The sequence below is a fragment of the Methylobacterium sp. E-005 genome (assembly GCF_022829725.1).
Lineage (GTDB): Bacteria > Pseudomonadota > Alphaproteobacteria > Rhizobiales > Beijerinckiaceae > Methylobacterium.
Genome location: NZ_JAKSYG010000062.1, coordinates 95371 through 115074, shown reverse-complemented (window position 1 = coordinate 115074; position 19704 = coordinate 95371). Strand labels below are relative to the sequence as shown.

Annotated in this window: 19 protein-coding genes and 1 tRNA gene; 5 read left to right on the top strand and 15 right to left on the bottom strand. The window is 67.1% G+C overall.

What is annotated here, in order from left to right:
* Window positions 1–155: 155 nt before the first annotated feature.
* The 7 genes from MKK88_RS06565 to MKK88_RS06535 all read right to left on the bottom strand — a co-directional run bounded on the left by MKK88_RS06565 (window position 156) and on the right by MKK88_RS06535 (window position 7599).
* Window positions 156–980: a succinate dehydrogenase iron-sulfur subunit gene (locus MKK88_RS06565; RefSeq protein ID WP_243998065.1), complete on the bottom strand. Its 825-nt coding sequence runs from the start codon at window positions 978–980 to the stop codon at window positions 156–158.
* An 83-nt stretch (window positions 981–1063) separates the two neighbouring features.
* Entirely contained in the window at window positions 1064–2881 is a 1818-nt protein-coding gene (sdhA, locus tag MKK88_RS06560; protein ID WP_243998063.1) for a succinate dehydrogenase flavoprotein subunit, read from the bottom strand.
* Window positions 2882–2913: 32 nt separating this feature from the next.
* Window positions 2914–3333, bottom strand: a complete 420-nt coding sequence (sdhD, locus tag MKK88_RS06555) for a succinate dehydrogenase, hydrophobic membrane anchor protein (RefSeq protein WP_243998061.1) — start codon at window positions 3331–3333, stop codon at window positions 2914–2916.
* Window positions 3334–3343: 10 nt separating this feature from the next.
* Window positions 3344–3745 (bottom strand): succinate dehydrogenase, cytochrome b556 subunit, encoded by a 402-nt coding sequence (sdhC, locus tag MKK88_RS06550; RefSeq protein ID WP_243998059.1) that lies wholly within the window; start codon window positions 3743–3745, stop codon window positions 3344–3346.
* A gap of 129 nt (window positions 3746–3874) precedes the next feature.
* A complete protein-coding gene (locus MKK88_RS06545; protein ID WP_409566625.1) occupies window positions 3875–5212 on the bottom strand; it encodes an SLC13 family permease in 1338 nt (445 codons plus the stop codon).
* Between the two features lie 174 nt (window positions 5213–5386).
* Window positions 5387–5959 carry a hypothetical protein gene (locus MKK88_RS06540; protein ID WP_243998055.1) on the bottom strand — a complete coding sequence of 191 codons (573 nt, stop codon included), beginning with the start codon at window positions 5957–5959 and terminating at the stop codon, window positions 5387–5389.
* A 146-nt stretch (window positions 5960–6105) separates the two neighbouring features.
* The gene (locus MKK88_RS06535) at window positions 6106–7599 is read right to left on the bottom strand and encodes an AMP nucleosidase (RefSeq protein WP_243998053.1); all 1494 of its coding nucleotides are present in this window, start codon (window positions 7597–7599) and stop codon (window positions 6106–6108) included.
* A gap of 112 nt (window positions 7600–7711) precedes the next feature.
* Here MKK88_RS06535 and tsaA point away from each other — a divergent pair, with 112 nt between their 5' ends.
* A complete protein-coding gene (gene tsaA, locus MKK88_RS06530; protein WP_243998051.1) occupies window positions 7712–8209 on the top strand; it encodes a tRNA (N6-threonylcarbamoyladenosine(37)-N6)-methyltransferase TrmO in 498 nt (165 codons plus the stop codon).
* The gene (locus MKK88_RS06525) at window positions 8206–8898 is read left to right on the top strand and encodes an SGNH/GDSL hydrolase family protein (RefSeq protein WP_243998049.1); all 693 of its coding nucleotides are present in this window, start codon (window positions 8206–8208) and stop codon (window positions 8896–8898) included. The genes tsaA and MKK88_RS06525 overlap by 4 nt, the downstream gene beginning before the upstream one ends.
* Before the next feature lie 3 nt (window positions 8899–8901).
* Here MKK88_RS06525 and guaA read toward each other — a convergent pair whose 3' ends face one another.
* From guaA to MKK88_RS06485, 8 genes are all read right to left on the bottom strand, one after another.
* A complete protein-coding gene (guaA, locus tag MKK88_RS06520) occupies window positions 8902–10458 on the bottom strand; it encodes a glutamine-hydrolyzing GMP synthase (protein WP_243998047.1) in 1557 nt (518 codons plus the stop codon).
* Window positions 10459–10552: 94 nt separating this feature from the next.
* Complete coding sequence (locus MKK88_RS06515) at window positions 10553–10972, bottom strand: hypothetical protein (protein WP_243998045.1); 420 nt, start codon at window positions 10970–10972, stop codon at window positions 10553–10555.
* Window positions 10969–11364 carry a hypothetical protein gene (locus MKK88_RS06510; protein ID WP_243998043.1) on the bottom strand — a complete coding sequence of 132 codons (396 nt, stop codon included), beginning with the start codon at window positions 11362–11364 and terminating at the stop codon, window positions 10969–10971. Before MKK88_RS06510 ends, MKK88_RS06515 begins: the two co-directional genes overlap by 4 nt.
* A 266-nt stretch (window positions 11365–11630) precedes the next feature.
* Window positions 11631–12998: an NTP/NDP exchange transporter gene (locus MKK88_RS06505; protein ID WP_243998040.1), complete on the bottom strand. Its 1368-nt coding sequence runs from the start codon at window positions 12996–12998 to the stop codon at window positions 11631–11633.
* Between the two features lie 42 nt (window positions 12999–13040).
* Window positions 13041–13784 carry an NADPH-dependent F420 reductase gene (locus tag MKK88_RS06500; protein WP_243998039.1) on the bottom strand — a complete coding sequence of 248 codons (744 nt, stop codon included), beginning with the start codon at window positions 13782–13784 and terminating at the stop codon, window positions 13041–13043.
* Complete coding sequence (locus tag MKK88_RS06495) at window positions 13774–14679, bottom strand: aldo/keto reductase (RefSeq protein WP_243998037.1); 906 nt, start codon at window positions 14677–14679, stop codon at window positions 13774–13776. Before MKK88_RS06495 ends, MKK88_RS06500 begins: the two co-directional genes overlap by 11 nt.
* Before the next feature lie 101 nt (window positions 14680–14780).
* Window positions 14781–15119 (bottom strand): hypothetical protein, encoded by a 339-nt coding sequence (locus MKK88_RS06490; protein WP_243998034.1) that lies wholly within the window; start codon window positions 15117–15119, stop codon window positions 14781–14783.
* A 72-nt stretch (window positions 15120–15191) separates the two neighbouring features.
* On the bottom strand, window positions 15192–15623 hold the full coding sequence (locus tag MKK88_RS06485) for a CHRD domain-containing protein (protein ID WP_243998032.1): 432 nt from the start codon (window positions 15621–15623) through the stop codon (window positions 15192–15194).
* A 245-nt stretch (window positions 15624–15868) separates the two neighbouring features.
* Here MKK88_RS06485 and MKK88_RS06480 point away from each other — a divergent pair.
* The 3 genes from MKK88_RS06480 (at window position 15869) to mdcB (ending at window position 19638) form a co-directional block, all read left to right on the top strand.
* Window positions 15869–15945: transfer RNA gene (locus tag MKK88_RS06480), tRNA-Met, on the top strand.
* A 731-nt stretch (window positions 15946–16676) separates the two neighbouring features.
* Complete coding sequence (locus tag MKK88_RS06475; protein WP_243998030.1) at window positions 16677–18656, top strand: acyl CoA:acetate/3-ketoacid CoA transferase; 1980 nt, start codon at window positions 16677–16679, stop codon at window positions 18654–18656.
* On the top strand, window positions 18643–19638 hold the full coding sequence (gene mdcB, locus MKK88_RS06470) for a triphosphoribosyl-dephospho-CoA synthase MdcB (protein WP_279602097.1): 996 nt from the start codon (window positions 18643–18645) through the stop codon (window positions 19636–19638). The genes MKK88_RS06475 and mdcB overlap by 14 nt, the downstream gene beginning before the upstream one ends.
* The last annotated feature ends 66 nt before the right edge of the window (window positions 19639–19704 follow it).

Genomic DNA, 19704 nt, shown 5'->3' with positions numbered 1-19704 from the left:
GCGTTGGCCGTGCAAACGGCGTCTTTCCGGGACGGTGTGGCCTTGAGGCCGCAAGTCCAGAGCCGGTCCCGAACGCGACCGGGTCTCGTTGTCCGGATCGATCCGGTTTGCGGAACCGAACCAGTATCAAGTTTCGCCGAACGGGCGATGTGCAATCAGAGTGCGCGCTCGACCATCATCTTCTTGATCTCGGCGATCGCCTTCGCCGGATTGAGGCTCTTCGGACAGGTGTTGGCGCAGTTCATGATCGTGTGGCAGCGGTACAGCCGGAACGGATCGTGGAGGTTGTCGAGTCGGTCGCCGGTATTCTCGTCGCGCGAGTCGATCAGCCAACGATAGGCCTGAAGCAGAGCCGCCGGGCCGAGGAACTTGTCGCCGTTCCACCAGTAGCTCGGGCAGGACGTGCTGCAGCACGCGCACAGGATGCACTCATAGAGCCCGTCGAGGCGCGACCGGTCCTCTGGGGTTTGGCGCCATTCCTTCTCGGGGGCTGGCGTCTCGGTCTGCAGCCACGGCTCGATCGCCGCGTGCTGGGCGTAGAAGTTGGTCAGATCCGGCACGAGGTCCTTGAGGACCGGCATGTGCGGCAGCGGATAGATCCGGATCGCCCCGTCCTTGTCCTTCCGAGTCATCACCGGCAGGGCATTGTCGGGGCTCTTGCACTCGTCGATGCCCATCGTGCAAGCGAGCGCGTTCTGGCCCTCGATGTTCATCGCGCAGGAGCCGCAGATGCCCTCGCGGCAGGAGCGACGGAAGACCAGAGTCGAATCGACCCTGTTCTTGATCCACAACAGCGCATCGAGGACCATCGGGCCGCAATCCTCGCGATCGACCTGATAGGTGTCGATCCGCGGATTGGCCCCGTCATCCGGGTTCCAGCGGTAGATCTTGAAGGTCTGCAGGCTCTTGGCGCCCGGAGGGGCGGGCCAGGACTTGCCCTGCGTGATCTGGGAGTTCTTCGGAAGGTTGAACTGAGCCATGGGTCTCGACGGCTTCCGCTAGAGCAGAGCGCGGCGGCCTCCGGCTTCGAGCCGCGCCGCCGCGCAAGATGCAAAATTCAGGATCAGTACACCCGCGCCTTCGGCTCGATGTACTGGATCTCGTTCGACATCGTGTAGGTATGCACCGGGCGATAATCGATGTTCACCTGATGCCGGCCCTCGTCGAGCCAGGACAGGGTGTGCTTCATCCAGTCCTTGTCGTCGCGGTCCGGGAAGTCTTCGCGGGCATGGGCGCCGCGGGACTCGGTGCGGTTGGCGGCCGATTCCATCGTCACGACAGCCTGACCGATCAGGTTGTCGAACTCGAGGGTCTCCAGCAGGTCCGTGTTCCAGACGAGCGACCGGTCGGTGATCTTCACGTCGGCGGCGGCGTTCCAGACCTTGTGGATCAGGCCCTTGCCCTCCGCCAGCACCTCACCGGTGCGGAACACGGCGCAGTTGTTCTGCATCGTCTTCTGCATCTCGGCGCGCAGTTCCGCGGTCGGCGTCGAGCCGTTGGCGTGGCGGAAGCGGTCGAGTCGCTCGAGTGCCTTGTCGGTGGCGCCCTTCGGAAGCTCCATGGCGCGGCCGTTCGGCTCGACGATCTCGGCGCAGCGCTTGCCGGCGGCGCGGCCGAACACCACGAGGTCGATCAGCGAATTCGAGCCCAGGCGGTTGGCGCCATGCACCGAGACGCAGGCCGCCTCACCGATCGCCATCAGACCCGGAACCACCGTGTCGGGGTTGCCGTCGCGCAGAGTCAGCACCTCGCCGTGATAGTTCGTCGGGATGCCGCCCATGTTGTAGTGCACGGTTGGGATGACCGGGATCGGCTCCTTGGTCACGTCGACACCGGCGAAGATCTTCGCCGATTCCGAGATGCCGGGCAGACGCTCGTGCAGGATCTTCGGGTCGAGGTGGTCGAGGTGCAGGTAGATGTGATCCTTGTTCTTGCCGACACCGCGGCCGTCGCGGATCTCCATGGTCATGGAGCGCGAGACGACGTCGCGGGAGGCCAGATCCTTGGCTGACGGCGCGTAGCGCTCCATGAAGCGCTCACCCTCGGAATTCGTCAGGTAGCCGCCCTCGCCGCGGGAGCCCTCGGTGATCAGGCAACCCGCGCCGTAGATGCCGGTCGGGTGGAACTGCACGAACTCCATGTCCTGCAGCGGCAGGCCGGCGCGCAGCACCATGGCGTTGCCGTCGCCGGTGCAGGTGTGGGCGGAGGTCGCCGAGAAATAGGCGCGGCCGTAGCCGCCGGTCGCCAGGATGGTCGTCTGAGCGCGGAACCGGTGGATCTCGCCGGTCGCCTGATCGAGGGCGATGACGCCGCGGCAGCGGCCCTCGTCATCCATGATCAGATCGAGGGCGAAGTACTCGATGAAGAAGTCGGTCCGGTTCTTCACCGCCTGCCCGTAGAGGGTGTGCAGCATGGCGTGACCGGTGCGATCGGCCGCCGCGCAGGTGCGCTGGGCGGTACCCTTGCCGTAATCGGTGGTCATGCCGCCGAACGGGCGCTGGTAGATCTTGCCTTCCTCGGTCCGCGAGAAGGGCACGCCCCAGTGTTCCAGCTCGTAGACCGCGGCCGGCGCGTTGCGCACGAGGTATTCGATCGCGTCCTGATCGCCGAGCCAGTCCGACCCCTTCACGGTGTCGTACATATGCCAGCGCCAGTCGTCGGGGCCCATATTGCCGAGCGAGGCCGAGATCCCGCCCTGCGCCGCCACGGTGTGCGAGCGGGTCGGGAACACCTTGGTGATGCAGGCGGTGCGCAGGCCGGCCTCTGAGCAGCCGACGGTCGCCCTCAAGCCCGCCCCGCCCGCGCCGACGATCACCACGTCGAAGGCGTGATCGTGGATGGTGTAGGCAGGCCCGCTGCCGTTGGTGCCGTTGGCGGCCATGTTCGGCTCCTCGAAATGCGTGTGGGCGGGTTTCAGGCCAGCTGTCCGAAGCTGATGCGCAGGACCGCGTAGAGGCAGGCCACCGCCACGAGGACGGCGTAGACGTTGTTGGCGAACACCGCGACGATCTTCGTCGCCTGCGCGTGCACGTAGTCCTCGATGATCACCTGCATGCCGATCCGCATGTGGAGGGTCACCGACAGAAGCGCCAGGATGAGGATGATCGAGACGAAAGGATTCGCGACAATATGCGCCGCTTCCGCGTAGTTGCGGCCGGCCATGTTGGCGATGATGACCACGAAGGCCAGCATCAGCACCAGGTTGGTGACTGCGGTGATGCGCTGGAGCCACCAATGGCTGACGCCGTGATGGGCGACGCCGAGCCCGCTGACGCGGGCCCGCGGGGTGCGGATGGAAACGCGCGTGTCCTGGCGGATCTGTTCCTGAGCCATCGCGGCCTCCTCAGCGGACCAGAAGGGCGACCGCCCAGATGATGAGGGTGAGCGCCACCGACCCGATCAGGGTCAGGCGGGACATGGCGAGGCGCTTCTCTCGATCGAAGCCGATGCCGAAATCCCACGCGAAGTGGCGCAGGCCGCCCAGCATGTGGTGCATCAGGATCCAGGTGTAGACGAACAGGATCAGCCGCCCGATCACGGAGCCGAAAAACCCGGCTACGTAAGAATAGGCGACCGGCCCGGACGCCAGAGCCAACAGCCAGATCGCGACGAGTGCAGTCCCGCCATAGAGCGCCGTGCCGGTAATGCGGTGAAACACCGACATCGCCATCGTCCAGGTCCAGCGATAGATCTGGAGATGCGGCGAAAGCGGCTGTGCCACTGTCGGGCGTGCGGTGGGTGCCATCGGGTTGAAGCCTCGCAGCTGCGAACTGGACCGTCTCTAATCTGGTAGCGCTAGTGCCTGCGCGGGCAAGCCGCAATCCGTCATGGTGCGACGCAATGTGCCCACGGAGGCAACACAAATCGGATTCTGTCACTTCAGCTGGCCAAGCAGCCTCCACCACGCGTAATCGAGGGGAGCAGCCACAACCAGCCCGGCCAGGCCGAAACTGAGGGTGAGGCGCGTGGCATCCCGCAGGCGCACGCCGCCGAGTTCGCTTGCGACCACGATCGGCGGTGCCTGGTACGGAAAGAAGACGGTCGAGTAGCCGATCACCTGAAGCGAGACGACGGCCATCGCCGACAGGCCGCTGGCTTGAACCATCTCGCGTGCGAGCGCCGTGTAGAGCGCTGGTGCGCCGTTGGCAGTGACGAGCAGCGTCAGCAGGGTGCCGATGCTGGTCAGCACGGCGAAGTTCTGCGCCGGCGCATCCCGTGACAGCGGTGCCAGGGATAGCAGGAGGTGGCCGAGGCGCTCCCCGAGCCCGGTCTCGTTCACGAGGGCCACGAGGCCGAGCAGGGCCGCGATATAGAAGCAGGTTCTCAGGTTGACCTGCTGAAACGCCTCTGCCGGCAGCACGCCGATCCCCGGCAGCAGGCAGGTCACCGCCGCTGCCAGACCGACCCAGGCCGGCGCAAGCCCGTGCAGGCTGTCGGTCATCCAGAGCGCGAGCGTGCAGGCAAGAATCGTCGCGAGCCGTCGTTCCGCCGCTGAGATCGGCGGCAGCGGCTGCAGGGCCGGCGCACCCCCAGCCAGCCGATCCGGGAAGAGCCGCACGACCAGGGCAGTCAGGATCACACCCTTGACCAGGGCCAGGACCGGCGCGTGCAGGAGAAGGTACGACAGGTAGGAGAAATGCAGGCCGAGCAGATGCTCCGCGGAGCCGGCCATCACCAGATTCGGCACGTTGGCCGGGAGGATCGCGGCGGACAGGACCGGGGTCGCCACGCCGACGGCCAGAACGGCGCCGGTCCTCCCGGGACGGCCGGGGCCGAGGCCGAACGCGTCGCAGAGCGCCAGCGTCACCGGGATCATCAACGCGATCCGCCCGAGGTTTGACGGCATCACGAAGGCGATGAGGAAGCTCAGGGCTACGAGGCCGGCAATGAGTTGCGTGTAGGAGCCCGACAGGCGCAGGGCGAGGGCACGGGCCATGCGATTGCCGAGTCCCGTTCGGGTCATACCCAGGCCCACAACCATCCCGGACAGGACAAGCCAGAAGGCCGAGGCCGAGAAGCCGGAGAAAATCGTTCCGGCGCTGCCCAGGCCAAGGAGCATCGCCAACCCGAAGAAGGCGAGCGCGGTCACGATTTCGGGCAGCAGAGCGGTCGCCCAGAGACCCATGCACAGGACGAGCAGGGCCGCGGTCGTCGGAACCGTCGCAACGCTACTCAAACGATCCTCCTGCCGCGAACCCGATCCGCCTGCCATCGTGGCCGGACTGGACCAGTTCGCAATTCGGACTTCCTAGACGGAGCCTTCGCGGGCAACGAAGGCATGGCGATGATACCGCCTCGTACCGACCTGTTCGTCACACGTCGAAGCCCGGCCGTGAGGCGGCCGGGCTTCGGTATTGGATGATCGCGACCCGCTTAACCGAGCGTGTCAGTAACCGTAGCCGTCAGCACCGCAATAGGCAGGATCGTAGGCACCGTACCCGTCATTGTAATTGCAGCTGTCATAGCCGAAGCCGCCCAGACCGTAGCCGACCCCGAGTCCGAGGCCGACGCCGGCGAGGCCGTAGCCGAGCCCCCGCCCATAACCACGTCCGTAGCCGCGACCCGCGAGACCACGACCTGCGAAGCCACGACCTGCGAAGCCACGACCGGCTATGCCGCGCGTGCCGACGACACCTCGGCTTCCGATCGCGCCGAGGCGGCCCGCGTTATTGAATTCCCCGGTTCGAAGGCCGCCGACGCCGGCACCCGTCACGCCGGTACCACCGAGACCAGTGCCGCGGAAACCACTTCCGATGCCGCCCGCACGGGCGCCGCCGAAGCCGGCGCCACCGATCCCCCCGCCATGGAAGCCCCCACCGTGAAAGCCTCCTCCGAACCCGCCGCCATGGAAGCCGCCGCCGCCGAAGCCGCCGCCACCGAAGCCGCGTGCATCCGCGCCACCCGGGAGGAGTGCAACCGCCGCCAGCAGGGCGGTCGATGCCAGGGTCAAATGTTTCATCGGACAATCCAGACTAAAGCGTGATCTCTGGTTGTCCAACTGCGGTGAGACGGGGTGTATCCAAGCTTGAGTATTGTGAGCTGCGTGTCAGTCCGTCGCGTTTGCAGGTCCGTCAGCGGATGCGTAAGCTTGTCAGGCCCGATGATTCACCGGAATGGTGGCTCGTCGAAGCTGCGCAGCTTGCGTGAATGTAGCCCGTGCCGGTCTGCGCGCAGGGCATCGAGGGCCGCCAGACCGACCTGCAGATGCTCCGAGACCGCCCGGTCGTAGAACGCGTTGGCGGCGCCGGGCAGCTTGATCTCGCCGTGGAGCGGCTTGTCGGACACGCAGAGCAGCGCGCCGTAGGGCACGCGCAGGCGAAAGCCTTGGGCCGCGACGGTGCCGCTCTCCATGTCGACCGCCACCGCCCGCGATTGGTTGATCCGTCGCCGCTCCTGGCTGAACCGCAATTCCCAATTGCGATCGTCGTAGGTGACGACGGTACCGGTGCGCAGGCGGCGCTTCAGAGCCTCGGCCTGCTCGCCCGTGACGGCGGCGGCGGCGTTTTGGAGTGCGACCTGCACTTCGGCGAGCGCCGGCACCGGCACGTCCGGCGGGACCAACTCGTCGAGGATCCGGTCGCGGCGCAGGTACGCGTGCGCCAGGACGTAATCGCCGATGGTCTGCGACTGCCGCAGGCCGCCACAATGGCCGACCATCAGCCAGCAATCCGGGCGCAAAACCGCGAGGTGATCGGTGATCGTCTTCGCGTTCGACGGGCCGACGCCGATATTGACAAGAGTCGTGCCCTGATGGGTACCGTCGGCGCCCCGCGCGACGATGTGATAGGCCGGCATCTGGTGCCGGTGCCAGGGCGAGGCGGCGATCACCGCCGCCGGGTCGGCCTGCGCGGCCTCGGCGCGGGACACCGACACACCGCCCGGCAGGACCAGGCGCTCGAACCCCTCCGAGCCCGAGGCCAGCCGCTCCAGCCCGTGGCGGACGAACTGATCGACATAGCGGTGATAGTTGGTCAGCAGGATCCAGGGCTGGACCTCGCGCCAGTCGCAGCCCGTATAGTGGACGAGCCGCCGGAGCGAATAATCGACCCGTACGGCGTCGAACAGGGCGAGCGGCAGCGGCTCGCCCGGGACCTGGTCGAAGGTGCCGTCCGCGATCTCGTCGCCGACCAGCGACAGGAGCGGCACCGGGAAGTAGGTGGCGAGGTCCGCACCGTCGACCGCGCGCCCGCGCGCGTCGAGCCCGGCCTCCAGCACGTAGGGATAGGGGATCTCCTGCGCGCTCAGGCCCACTTCGAGGGTGATCCCGTAATCGGCGATCAGCGGCTCAAGCTGGCGGGTCAGGTAGTGGCGGAAGAAGGCGGGGTGCGTGACCGTGGTCGCGTAGGTGCCCGCGGCCTGGAGCTTCGCGGTGGCGCGCCGCACCCGCGGCAGCGGTCCGTCCGGGCGGTAGCTGATCCGCAATTCCGGGTAACGGAAGGCGAGCCGCTCGGTGGCATCCGGGGGTGGACCGCCCGCGAGGTAGCGCTCGAGGGCTTGCCGCAGGGCGCCGACCGCACCGTCGTAGAGCTCGACCAAGCGGTCGATCGCGATCCCGGCATCCGCCACCGCCTGCATCGGCCGCAATTCCCGCTCGAACATGTCGCCTCCGGTTCAGCCGCCGGCTCTACACCCCCGGGCGCAGGCGCGCGAGATGCGGGCTTGCGAGCGGCGGGGGCTTGGCTGAGAAGCCCCGGGGACAGAGCGAGGTCATATGAGCGCGGACGAGTTCGGGATCCGTCCCGGCGAGGAGATGGCGGACCTGCCCGCAACCTTCGACACCGGTCTGTATTTCATCGGCCGGCTGCGCACGCCCTGGCGGACGCGGTCCGAATGTCCGAAGAATGGGCTGCAGACCGATGCGCTCTGCACCGTGGAGGTCGATGCACCCTACGTTGCGGGCCTGCGCAGCATCACGGGCTGTACCCATCTCATCCTGCTCTACTGGATGGATCAGGCGACCCGCGGCCTCGTGGTCCAGCAACCGCGCCATGCGGACGGGCCGCGCGGTACCTTCTCGCTGCGCTCGCCGGCCCGGCCGAACCCGATCGCCCTGTCGGTGGTGGACCTGCTCGGCCGGGAGGGCGACGTGCTGCAGGTGCGCGGCCTCGATTGCCTCGACGGCACGCCGCTCCTCGACATCAAGCCCTATTACGCGTCGACGGATTCGCGGCCGGACGCGCGGGTCGATCGCGCCGGCGCCGCGTCGTGAAGCGCCTCGCCCTCCTGATCGCCGGCGGCATCGGGCTCGTCGCCCTCGGGGGCCTGGCGGGCTGGCGCCTGCACAGGCCGGCCGCCGATGCGCGGGCCTACGCGGTCATGCGTCTCATCGCGATCCAGGTCAGTCTCGACGAGGTGCCCGCGGCATACGTCTACTATGGCGGTGACTCACAGGTGGAGTTGCACCCTGGCGGCCAGGAGGTGTGTGGATTGCCCCTGGTCAATGGCGGCGTGAGCGGCTCGACCGCGGCAGCTTACGCGGATCATCTTGCGCAGCTGCGCTTCAAGACGCATCCCCGAATCGCCGCGCTGACGATCGGGACCAACGACATCCTCTTGAAGAACAAGCCGCGCTCCGCCGAGCCGGCCGCACGCTTTGAGGCCGCCGCGGAGTCCATCGTACGGCGCCTGCAGAGTCTCGCGCCGCGGGTGGTGGTTACCGCCCTCCCCCCGGTCGGGCGCGAGCTCGGGACGCTGGTCGAGGCCGCGGCGGTCGCAGATTACTCGCAGCGGCTGCGCGGCCTGTGCGGCCGCCTCGGCTGCGTCTTCACGGACCCGTTCGCCGATCTGCGCGACGGCGACACCGGCTACGCCAAGCCCGGCGCCATGCGCGATGGTCTTCACCTCGCCGCCTACCGCCCGGCACTGAAGGCGCTTGAACCGGCTTTGTGCGGACCCTGAGGCCTATTCCCACTCGATCGTGCCCGGCGGCTTCGAGGTGATGTCGTAGGTCACCCGGTTGATGCCCTTCACCTCGTTGATGATCCGGGTCGCGACCCGGCCGAGGAAGGCCATGTCGAACGGATAGAAATCGGCCGTCATGCCGTCCACCGAAGTCACGGCCCGCAGGGCGCAGACATGGTCGTAGGTGCGCCCGTCGCCCATCACACCGACGGTCTTCACCGGCAGGATCACCGCGAAGGCCTGCCAGATCGTGTCGTAGAGGCCGGCCTGCCGGATCTCGTCGAGGTAGATCGCGTCGGCCTTGCGCAGGGCTTCGAGCTTCTCAGGCGTGATCGTGCCGGGGCAGCGGATGGCGAGACCCGGACCCGGGAAGGGGTGGCGGCCGACGAAGGCCTCGGGCAGGCCGAGTTCCTTGCCGAGCACCCGAACCTCGTCCTTGAACAGCTCGCGCAGGGGCTCCACGAGCTTCATATCCATGCGCTCGGGCAGGCCACCCACATTGTGGTGGCTCTTGATCGTCACGGACGGACCGCCGGTGAACGACACGCTCTCGATCACGTCCGGGTAGAGCGTGCCCTGCGCCAGGAACTTCGCGCCGCCGATCTTCTTCGATTCGGCCTCGAACACGTCGATGAACAGGCGGCCGATCGTTTTGCGCTTCACTTCCGGATCGGACACGCCCTCCAGCGCCGCCAGGAACATCCCCGATGCCTCCACGTGGACCAGCGGGATGTTGTAGTGGTCGCGGAACAGAGCCACGACCTGCTCGGCCTCGCCCAGGCGCAGGAGCCCGTGATCGACGAACACGCAGGTCAGCTGGTCGCCGATCGCCTCGTGGATCAACACGGCCGCCACGGCGGAATCGACGCCGCCCGACAGGCCGCAGATGACCTTCTCGGAGCCGACCTGCTCGCGGATCTTGGCGATGGCCTCCTCGCGGTAGGCGCCCATGGTCCAGTCACCGGAGCAGCCCGCGATGTCGCGCACGAAGTTGCGGATCAGCAGGGCGCCGTGGGGCGTGTGCGCCACTTCCGGGTGGAACTGCACCGCGTAGTAGCGGCGCGCCTCGTCAGCCACCGCCGCGAAAGGGGCATTCTTTGAGATCGCCACGGTGGTGAAGCCGTCCGGCAGCTTGGTGACCCGGTCGCCGTGGCTCATCCAGACCGGGTATTTTTCTCCCTTGTGCCAGACACCCTCGAACAGCGGGCAGTCGGCCAGGATCTCGACCTCGGCCCGGCCGAATTCGGCGTGGTGCCCGCCCTCGACCGCTCCGCCGAGCTGCGCCGCCATGGTCTGCTGGCCGTAGCAGATGCCGAAAACCGGAACGCCGGATTCGAAAACCAGCTGCGGCGCCCGGGGCGAAGCCTCGACCGTCACCGATTCGGGGCCGCCGGAGAGGATCACGCCCTTCGGCTTCTGCTCACGGAACGCGGCCTCGGCCTTCGTGAAGGGCACGATCTCGCAATAAACGCCCTCCTCCCGCACCCGGCGGGCGATGAGCTGCGTCACCTGGGAGCCGAAATCGACGATCAGGATCTTGTCGTGGTCGGTGTTCATCGCGGGCGAGTATCCGAAGCCTGACGCGGGCGCAACGCGCATCCCCGGCGCGGGCTGGGGATCGGCGCAAGGCCCGCGCCAGGAGCGTCGAACATCAATCGAAATTGCGAACCTTGGCCGAGCCGCCCAGGCTGATGGCGGGCTTCGGTGCCGCGCCGGCGAGACTCACCTTCTTCTGGCCCGGCAACGTCTTGGCGCGCAGCTCCGGCGCCGCTGTCGGTGCCGGCTTGGACGGCTTCAGATGCGCCTGCCCGTGGATGACCGAGCCGATCTCCCCCGCGACCTTGATCAGGTCGTCGCGCTCGCAGGAGCGGGCGACCTTGAGGCCGAGCTTGTGCATGTGGCTCTTGCCGTAGAGGTAGGTTGCAAGCTGGGCGCGCTTCAGCGGCGGGATCTCCTCTAGGATCAGCGGCAGGTCGAACTCGTCGGCGCGGTAGACGGAGCCCAGGACTTCAAGGCTGACCGGGCAATCGACTTCGGGCTCAGCGCCGCTGGTCGGGTGCGCTTGCGTCATGGATGCCTCTCAGGGGTCGATGAAATGGGGTCGTCGGATGCAACGGCGACGGGGTCGGTTTCAACCCCTATTCGGACCGTGAGGTTCGCCACCGTATCCTGTGCGCGCATGGGTGGCGCGGCGGGGGCCGATTCGACTGTCGACTTCCAGGCACCGAGGCATCCGGTGCAGACGGATTCGATCACCGCGTGGGCATGCGCCTGACGGCGCGCCCAGAGCGCCTCCCGGGCAGCGCGCGCCGCCTCCGCGTCGGAGATGGGCCGAATGCGCAGGAACAGCGGTTCCTGGGCGGTCGCGGGCGAAGGCGCCAGCGCAAGTGGCACCAGCACGGCCAGGATGCGGCCGTGAAGTCTGCGCGATCGCCGCCGTACCGGCAGCGCAAGACCGGTCATGCACCCCTCCCGGCCGAACCGAGTTCGATCCCTCGCGCGGTAGGGTAAACCAAAGCTTAACACGGCCCTGCGACCGGCGGAGCGGCGCCGGTCAACGCGCAGCCGGAACTTCGGCCGGCGGCGTCGGTAGAACCTGGGACAGACCAAAGGAAGGACTGTCCCATGCCTCAGATGTTCGACTGGATTTTCTTCGCCATCATGCTCCCCTTCCCGGCCTTCCTGGTCTGGGACTGGATGAAGCACCGGTAGGCCGTGAAGGGCCGTCCTTATGCCGATGGAGCCGCCCGGCTCAGCGGTGCTGACGGGGCGGCCGCTTCGGCTCCCTCTTCCTCATGCGTGGTCCGCAGCCTGTCCTGAGCGCGGCCGAGCCAGAGGCTGTTCAGGAGCCACGCTGCCGAGAGCGGGATCGCGGCCCCGGCGATCCCGGTGCTGCCCAGGCCCAGCCCCTGAATTCCCGTGAAGGACCACGCGCCGACCTGATCGCCCAGGCGATAGACCACCGTGTCGATGAAGCTCTTGGCCTTGTAGCGGTCCTCCCGCGGGACGACCGTGAACAGCACCTCCCGGATCGGCCGGGCGATGGCGAAGTTGCCCGCCCGACGTAGCACCTGGAAGGCGACGATCACGCCGATCGTCGGCCAGATCGCAAGGGCTGCGAAGCCGAGGATGCTGAAGGCCGGGAGGATCGCGAGCGTCAGCGCCACGCCGAGCCGGTTCACGATCCGGCCCGTCAGGAAGAGCTGGACGCCGAGCGTCAGGACGTTCACCGCAAGATCGACGCTCGCGAAAAACGCGGTCTGGGCTCCCCGATCCGGGAAGCTGCGCTTCGCGATGCCGGCCTGCTCGAAATACAGAAAGGTCGATGTGACCGAGAACAGCAGCAGGAACAGCGAGATGTTGAGCAGGTAGGGGGACGCGAAGGTCCGGGTCACGCCCGCCAGCACGCTGCCGCCGATCGTCCGGTCTTGATTGCCCTCGGGGCTCGCAAGGCTGCCCGGGATCTCATGGAGACGGCTCGACAGGGCCGATAAGCCGCGCATGCAGAACACCGCGACTTCGAGCAGCACGACGGCGCAGAGCATCAGGCCCCAGGTCGGCAGGTTCTTGGCGAGGATCGCCGTGGTGGCCGAACCCGCGATGGCGCCCAGCGTCGCGCCGGCCGCGATGAAGCCGAACAGGCGCCTTCCCTGTTCATTGGAGAACACGTCGACGATCGTCGCCCAGAAGATCGAGACGACGAACAGGTTGAAGATCGACAGCCAGACGAAAAAGACCCGCCCGATCCAGATGTTCCAATCCGGTGGCGCGAGGTAGAGGACCAGCGCGAAGGCGAGAATATTGGCTGCGAAGAACCGGTAGGTGATCGGTACGAACCGCGCCCGCGGCATCCGCTTCACCAGATAGGCGAAGGGCAGGTTCAGGCAGAGCATACCCACTAGGGTCGCAGTGAACAGCCAGGGCAGGTTCTCGATGCCGCCGGCCACGCCCATCTGGTCGCGGATCGGGCGCAGCACGTAGTAGGCGGCCAGGATCGAGAAGATGTAGGCCCAGGCCCAGGCGAGCGCCCGGCCCTCGCCGGGCTGAACATCGATCAGGCGGGCGAGCGGGCCGCGGATTGGCACATGGTCAGTCATGGGCACGCCCCGCGGGGAGCATCTTGCCGTTCGGCGCTTGGCTCACTTGCCGAGCCCAAGCTTCTCCCGCAGTTCCGGCGCGGTCACATCGTGACCGAAGCCCGGAGATCCCATCGCGAATTTTTCGGCGTCCTTGAGCGGACCAACGACGACCGGATCGAAGCCGGCATCGCGGACGAGCCCCTCCGCAACCTTCAGGGCTTCCGGATCGTCCCCGGCGATCGGGATCGCCATGCGGCCCCCCGCGCGGTCCTTGCCGCCGTCGGCGCCCTCCTTGGCGAAGACCTTGTAGTTGGCCGCGTTGAACGCCCGTACCAGCTTCGCGCCCGGGAAATACTTGGCCGAGGTCGCGCCGATGCCGCCAGCCTGGACCTCGTCGTAGAGCGCCCCGTCCCGCTTCTGCGTGGCGTTGCCGGCATCGAGCACGACCTTGCCCTTGAGGGCCGGACCGATCTCCTTGGCGAGATCCGGATAGGCCTTGTAGGGCACGGCGATGAACACGGCATCGCCGAACTTGATCGCCTCCTCCGGGGTACCAGCCTTCGCCTTCGGGCCAAGTTCCGACACCATGGAGGCCAGTGTCTCGGGGTGACGCGAAGCGAACATCACCTCGTGGCCGTCCTTCACCCACAGGCCCCCGATGGTGCCGCCGATATTGCCAGCCCCGATCACGCCGATCCGGATTTTCTTCGCCCCGTCCTGGGCGAAGGCCGGCGCAGCGGCCGCCAGGGAAACTCCAGCCGCCAGGACGAGCGCCGCACGGCGCGTGAAACGATCAGACCGCATCGATGAAGGCCTCCATCTGCTTGCGTTGAGCCGCGTCCGGGAGCTTTCCGCGGGCGGCGGCGAGGTTGTCCTCGACATAGGCGGCTTTCGCCATGCCGGGGATCGGGCAGGTCACGGCCGGGTTGCCCAGCACGTACTTCAGAAAGACCTGCGGCCAGCTCGTGCAGCCGAGATCCTTGGCCACGGCCGGCAATTCCTTGCCCTGGACCGCCTTGAACAGGCGGTCGCGGCCGAAGGGGACATTGGTCATCACCGCCACGCCCCGATCGGCAGCCAACGGGATCACGCGCTCGGCGGCGGCACGGTTGTCGATGGCGTAGTTCACCTGAATGAAGTCGAGGGTTTCGCGTTTCATCACCGCTTCGAGGGCATCGAGCTGGTTGTCGCGCCAGACCGTGACGCCGAGGTAGCGGATCCGCTTGGCGGCCTTCAGATCGCGCAGCACTGCGAGATTCTCGGCCACGTCGATGAGGTTGTGGACCGCCACGAGATCGAGGGCCTCGACCTTCATCCGCTTCAGGGACCGTTCGAACTCCGCGCGCGTCTCGTCGCGGCCGGTCGTGTCGACCTTGCTGGCGAGAAAGACCTTCTGGCGCAGGCCGGTCTCCGACAGAATGACGCCGAGAACGTCCTCGGCGGTACCATAGCTCGGAGCGGTGTCGATCACCGTCCCGCCGAGGGACACGAAGGTCTGAACAGCCTCCTTCAGGGGCGCGATCCTGTCAGGGGTCGGCTCCACTTCGTAGCGGCGGGACGTGCCGATCCCGATCGCCGGCAGCATCTCGCCGCTGGACGGGATCGGCCTCCGGATCAGCGGCTCGGCGGCGAAAGCGAAGCGGGAGGCGAGCGGCGCCAGGGCAGCGGCGGCGACGACGGCGCGGCGGGAAACGGTCATGACCGGTCTCCGAGGGGGCCAGAGCGATGCCATGACATAGGGCGCGGCTCGATGATGTGTATTCTTTATTCTCACGCCTGCGTGATGGGAGGCTGACCCGGCTAATCCTCCTCGGGCGGATCCTCGAATTCAGCCCCCTCGGTGTCTGGGGCGATCCGGAACCGGTACTCGTCAATCGCCAGGAAAGCACGGTGCGCGACCTGAGGGTCGATGCCGTCGCGGACGACGAGGGTCTGGAAATCGATGAAGAGCCGGGCGATGCGGGCCTCGTCCGACAACGTCGCCAGCGCGGACGAGCTGGCGCCCGCGCGCATCATGTAGCGTTTCGCCACCCCCGTCTCATCGGCGGCGGGCAGGACAACCACCTGTCCGGCGGTTTCGGGTTTCAAGTCTGCCCAACGAATGGGCGTCCAGGCGATGATGGCCTCAATCTGCTTCATCGGGAACTCCGGCAGGGGATGTCTCCGCCTACCGGGGCTTCGGACCCGCGTCGAGGTGGCGGTCCCGGGCGATCAGGGCGCGCGAACCACCTGCCCGCGGATCTCACCCTTCGGGTTCGCCGCCGTGTGAACATTGAAGTAGATGCGGCCGGCCTCGAGATCCGCGGCCTTGGTTTCGTCGAGCGTTGCCTCGCCGGTGAACGGGCTGGTCGAGGCGGTTACCGGCACCAGGACGCCGGCATTCTCCCCCGACTTGGCCGGACCATGGAAATGGGCCGCCGTTACGGGTCCGGTGAGGTTGCTGTAGCTGCCCTTCCAGCTGAGGCGCCGGGTTGCCGGATCGAACGTGGCGGTAACCTCGCCGGTCCCCTTGGATTGTGTGGCCGGCACCTCGCTGGCAGCGTCCAGTGTCGCCCGATAGGTGGTGTCCTTCCCAGCCGCGAGGGCGGGCGACGCCACCAGGGCAAACAAGAGGGCAAGGCGTTTGCAGCTGTGACGTGTCATCGAACGCTCCAGGCAGGTTGGCGGCTGAGCGAGCCGGGGCTGAATCCTAGCATCGAGCGTCGAGCGGCACAGGGGCTGGCCGCGCGCCGCGTATACCGCTTCGTAACGGTGACCCGTTTTGGTCTCACGCGCGGGCAGCGGCGCTTCACTCAGGCCGCACATTTGCCCGCGCGGAACCGTTGACACCGTGCGCCGGCTCTCCCTATACCGCCTGCGCCGACCGTCCGAACGATGGTTCGGCTTGGGGCGGGGTAGCTCAGCTGGTTAGAGCAGAGGAATCATAATCCTTGTGTCGGGGGTTCAAATCCCTCCCTCGCTACCACTAAAAGCCTTGGTTTCACTCGGATGACCGAACCCGCCTTCTGGCGGGTTTGACGTTTTTGGCGCCCTGGTTTGACGCTCGGGCGCTTCGGCGCGCAGTTTCGGGCTTCTACGCGCCCACCAGCGGTCGCATTGTTGGGTCCGCATCGGTTTCCACGATGTGGGGCCGAGCCACCGCAAGCCTGCGCTGCGTTTGAACCGGTGCTGTTCGCCCGCGCAACGCTCCGCCAAGCCGTACCAGCACCGCCGCCAAGCCAGACCGGTAACCCCCGATGGCACAAACCGCGATGTCTCAAAACCTCGCTGTGGATCTTCGAGTTCTGGGTTGAACATCTGCGGCATCATAGAGCGAAGGCAGGTCACGCTCTGACCCACGACAGGCAGCAACGGTGCGATAATGTCGAGCGCAGCGCGGCCCAACCGACTTAAGCGAAGCCGAGGCTGCCAACCGTATGGTCATGCCCGCGCCGGCCTCTGATTTTTTCTGACTTTGCACCGAAGAGTTTTTCAGAAGCACGGACGCCCTATAAGAGTTTACAGTGATGGCGGAGACAAGCGGCCTGTCGCGACGCCGCATTTAGTGATGCACTGCAATAAAAAAGCGGTTCACACCGCATAGGTCTGCAAGCAGGATGCGTCCGGGTCGAGCAGGATCGGTGGGTGAGCGTGCTTAAAAGCGGTCCGTGACGCGAGCGGTCGTGCGGCCGGAAGTCTGGGAGGATCACGGACTCTATGAGGAAGAACAAGGTGATCTCGGCGCAGGAGGCGATTGCGCTGATCCGCGAGAACGACGTCCTCACCACCACGGGCTTCGTCCAGAGCTGCATCCCGGAAGCGCTTCACGCCGCCCTGGAGGCCCGCTTCGTCGAGACCGGTTCGCCCCGGGGCCTGACGCTGATCATGACGGCGGGCGCGGGCGACAGCAAAGGTCTCGGCACCGGCCGTCTGCACCATGATGGCCTGCTGTCGCGTGTCATCGCGGCCAATTTCGGCCGCATGCCGAAGGTCGCCAGGGCCGCGCAGGACAACCTGATCCGCGGCTACAACCTGCCCCAGGGGGTGATCTCGCAGCTCTACCGGGCCTGCGCGGCCGGTCAGCCGGGCCTATTCTCGAAGGTAGGCCTGAAGACCTACGTCGATCCACGCCACGGCGGTGCCAAGGTCAACGAGCTGACCACGGAGGACATCGTCAAGCTCGTCGAGGTCGATGGCGAAGAGTGGCTGTTCTACACGGCCACCAAGATCGACGTCGCCTTCATCCGCGCGACCTCCGCGGACCCATCGGGCAACCTGTCCTACGAGAAGGAGGCGCTGACCCTCGATTGTCTCGCCCAGGCGATGGCGGCCCGCAACAATGGCGGCATCGTCATCGCGCAGGTCGAGCGCATCGTCGACGATGGCTACCTGTTGCCGAAGGACGTGCGGGTCCCCGGCATCCTGGTCGATTGCGTCGTGGTCGCCGAGCCCGAGATGCACCGCATGAATTACGGCGTGATGCATGACGCCGCCCTCGCCGGTGAGATCCGCGTTCCGGTCACCGGCATCAAGCGCATGGCACTGAACGAGCGCAAGATCATCGCGCGCCGGGCCGCCTTCGAACTGCCGCTGAATGGCGTGGTCAATCTGGGCGTCGGCGCCCCGGAGGGCATCTCGTCGGTGGCCAATGAGGAGAAGATCACGCCCTACATCACCCTGACCACCGAGGCCGGCGCGGTCGGCGGCGTGCTGGCATCGGGCTCGAGTTTCGGCGCGGCCACCAATGCCGACTGCATCATCGATCAGAACCAGATGTTCGACTTCTACGATGGCGGCGGCCTCGACATGACCTGCCTCGGCATGGCCGAGTGCGATGCCGCCGGCAACGTCAACACCTCGCGGTTCGGCGGCAAGCTCAACGGCTGCGGCGGCTTCATCAACATCTCGCAGAATGCCCGGACCGTCGTCTTCGCCGGCACCTTCACGGCCGGCGGGCTGGAGATCGCGGTCAATGATGGGCAGGTCCGGATCGTCAGCGAGGGCAAGGCCCGCAAGTTCGTCACCCGAGTCCAGCAGAACACCTTCTCGGGGCCCTACGCGGTCGAACGTTCGCAGCCGGTCCTCTACGTCACTGAGCGCTGCGTCTTCCAGCTGACGGCCGAAGGGTTGGAACTGGTCGAGGTGGCGCCCGGGATCGACATTGAGCGGGATATTCTCGCCCACATGGACTTTGCACCCGTCGTCCGGAACCCGGTGCCGATGGACCCGCGCATCTTCCGCGATGAGCCGATGGATTTGGTTGCGGATCTCCTCAACCTCGATCTGACGTCGCGCGTCAGCTATGACGGCGAGCGCAATATCCTCTTCATCAACCTGGAGGGCTGGTACTGCCGGGTGAAGGGCGACATGGACGAGTTGCGCATGACCATCGTAGAGGCGTGCCGAAAGGCCGGCCAGCGGGTCAACGCCGTGATCAATCACGATGGCTTCCGCCTCAACGAGAACCTCGTCGATGATTACGCCGGGGTGCTTCAGTATCTGCAGGCGAATTACTACGCCACGACGACCCGCTACGCGACCAGCGCCTTCCTACGCCTGAAGATGGAGGAGGCGCTGACCAGACGCGGCGTTGCCCCGCACGTCTTCGAGCGGAAGGAGGAGGCTCAGGCTTTCCTGAGCAGTACGGAGGACAAGAAGGCGCGCAAGCGGATCTCGCCGGCCGTTGCGGCGGCCTAGGCGCCGCTTCGCCGAAATAGGCGGAGACCGGCGTTCTGGTATACGGCGCGGATCCGCCCCGTCACGGGCGGCGCCGACGCGCGCCGCCGGGAGCCCGACCCTGCGCCAGCATCGCTTCCTCGCCATCCCGTCGATCGGGGCCGAAGCCGGCGCCGGCGGGATCGACGCCGAGCACGTCGCCGACCTCGCGTATGCCGCTCTGATCGGCGAGCTGGAGACCTGGCCGAAGCCCGGCCTCGTCAGTCCCGTGGATTCCGGCAGCCACGACGACATGGATGCCGACACGCTGCGCCGCAGCGCGGAGTCCCTGCGGCCGTACTTTGCGGAATTCGTTGTGGCCGGCGCGCACGGTGCCGCGATGGCGGATCTCCGCACCATCGGTATCCGCGCGGAGGCCGCGATGATGCGCGCCACCCATGGGATCAACGCGCATCGCGGGGCCATCTTTTCGCTGGGCCTGATCTGCGCGGCAGCGGGTGCGACCGGCGGACAGCCGGTCTCCGCGGAGGCCTACGCGGTGACGGTCGGTGCACGCTGGGGCGCGGATATCAGCCGGGTGCCGGCCTCACCATCGAGCCACGGCGGTCGCGCGGCACGGCGCTATGGCGTCGGCGGTGCCAGTGCCGAAGCGGCCGCCGGTTTTCCGACGATCCGCGAGGTCGGATTGCCGGCTCTGCGCCTGGGCCGCATCCGTGCGCCCGACGATCCGGAGGCTGCACGCGTCGAGTGTTTCTTCGCCCTGCTGGCCGTTGTCGACGATACGAACCTGCTCCATCGCGGGGGCGCAAACGGGCTGGCGGCCGCGCGCGCGGAAGCGGCGGCCTTCATCGCGGGGGGCGGCATCGGGACACCGGGTTGGCGCGATCGTGCGGCGACGGTCCACCGGAGCTTCGTGACGGCGCGGCTGAGCCCCGGAGGCTGCGCCGATCTCCTCGCGGCGACGCTGCTGCTCGATGCCCTGGGGACAGGGCAGTATCCGTAGGAGCGCCCGCCAGGCGCCACTTCGGTCGCATTCCGCCGGAACCGGGCCATACCCAGATAAGCGTTC